The organism is Leptolyngbya sp. CCY15150 (assembly GCF_016888135.1).
Taxonomy (GTDB): Bacteria; Cyanobacteriota; Cyanobacteriia; order RECH01; family RECH01; genus RECH01.
Map to the genome: position 1 here is coordinate 1 of NZ_JACSWB010000069.1, position 1,164 is coordinate 1,164.

Annotated in this window: 1 protein-coding gene; it reads right to left on the reverse strand. The window is 63.1% G+C overall.

Going from position 1 to position 1,164, the window contains the following annotated elements; all coding sequences use genetic code 11:
- On the reverse strand, positions 1 to 1,156 hold a 1,156-nt coding region (locus JUJ53_RS00360; RefSeq protein ID WP_204150014.1), incomplete at its 3' end, for a CHAT domain-containing protein.
- Between the last annotated feature and the right edge of the window lie 8 nt (positions 1,157 to 1,164).

Here is a 1,164-nt window from a genome sequence, read left to right on the forward strand (position 1 = left end):
TGCGTCCAGCTCCGTCCATCAACCGTTCATAGTACCCCTGCATCAGGTCACTCGTGCCAAAATCGTCTACCTTCCACAGGCTCATCAGTTGACTTTCCGCCCCTGCCAACACAAACGCCCGCCGCAGACCATACACCCCATCGCCATTCACCACATTCCCCAGCCCCGTCTCGCAAGCCGATAGCACTACCAGTTGAGTGCCGAACAGGTTCATTCGGGTAACTTCCTGGGCCGTGAGCACCCCGTCGTCGTCGTCATCCGCGAAGCTTGACCGCTGGTTGACGCCCGCAAACACCAACCCCGATCTCAGCAGGGGATTTTCCATATTGCGCGGGGTGGGCACGCAGTCGGTTTGAACGGTGGAGACAACATCAATCGAGGCCGTGCGGGTACCGCCGGGTACGGCCAAGCAGTCTTGGTCTTGCAGAAAGAATCCGTGGGTGGCGAGGTGCAGAATGCTGGGCGCTGGAACCTGTTTGATCACCGCTTCCGTGGCCTCGGCTCCGTCCCAGCGGGTGGCGTTGGCCAGCAGGGGCAGGATGGCATCCGCTTCCGTTTCGGTGCCGGGGAGGGAGCCGAAGGCACTGAGGCTGCTAAAGTCGGTGGAGCGCTGGGCGGTGAGGACGGTATTCCCCTGACTTGGCGTAGCGCCACGGGATGCCGCAGCTAGCTCCGTCGCCCCATAGTCGGGATTGGCGACAATCACCGGCCCCTGCCCCGGCTCCAGACCGCGATTCATCCGCAGCAGGTCGCGACCGGAGGTGAGGTAGGTGAGGGTGAGGGTTTCGCTAAGGTAGCGATTTTCTTCGTCCATCAGGGCGGCGAAGGGAATCAGGTTGAGGGCCGCGTCAGGGGAGAGCAGCAGGTGGGTGGCGTCGTCGGTGAGGGCGCGAATCGGCTGCATCAGTTGGGCATCGAGGGCGCGGGCGATGGGTTGGATGTTGGAGCGGGGATTGCGCAGGGCATCGAGGTAGGTGAAGACTTGGGCATCGAGGGCGGCGGCATCGCCCAGGTCTACGGTGCGGATTTCGCCGGAGGGGAGCAGCACGTAGGCGGCATAGCGGGGTGCTCCCCAAGTACCTGCTCCAGACGGATCAAACGGCTCGTAGCGCACCAGTTCCACCAATGCCCCGTCCGCTGGAATCTGCTGCTGCACGGCTTCTA